This window comes from Streptococcus mitis (genome assembly GCF_946190275.1).
Taxonomy (GTDB): domain Bacteria; phylum Bacillota; class Bacilli; order Lactobacillales; family Streptococcaceae; genus Streptococcus; species Streptococcus mitis_DC.
The window spans coordinates 1-580 of the sequence record NZ_CAMHZQ010000047.1 but is presented as its reverse complement, the minus strand read 5'-3'; the positions used below and the strand labels follow the sequence as shown (position 1 = coordinate 580).

Genomic DNA, 580 nt, shown 5'->3' with positions numbered 1-580 from the left:
TTTGTAAATGTACTCTGGAATGTCTTTCTTATCCTTCGTTCCTTTGTCTGAAGGGTTGATTTCTTTGCCTGCTTCATCTACATAACTTGTTACGACTTGACGGTATACATGCGTTGTATTGCCTTTTTCGTCTTTCTTCGTTTCTTTGTAAATGTACTCTGGAATGTCTTTCTTATCCTTCGTTCCTTTGTCTGAAGGGTTGATTTCTTTGCCTGCTTCATTCACATAACTTGTTACGACTTGACGGTATACATGCGTTGTATTGCCTTTTTCGTCTTTCTTAGTTTCTTTGTAAATGTACTCTGGAATGTCTTTTTTATCCTTCGTTCCTTTATCTGAAGGGCTGATTTCTTTGCCCTCTTCATTCACATAACTTGTTACGACTTGACGGTATACATGCGTTGTATTGCCTTTTTCATCTTTCTTAGTTTCTTTGAAGATGTACTCTGGAATGTCTTTCTTATCCTTCGTTCCTTTATCTGAAGGGCTGATTTCTTTGCCTGCTTCATTCACATAACTTGTTACGACTTGACGGTATACATGCGTTGTATTGCCTTTTTCATCTTTCTTAGTTTCTTTG

The 580-nt window shown here is 37.2% G+C and carries 1 protein-coding gene; it reads right to left on the bottom strand.

All coding sequences use genetic code 11. The features are described 5' to 3' along the window. On the bottom strand, nt 1–580 hold a 580-nt coding region (locus N8M20_RS10165), incomplete at both ends, for a MucBP domain-containing protein (RefSeq protein WP_261080510.1).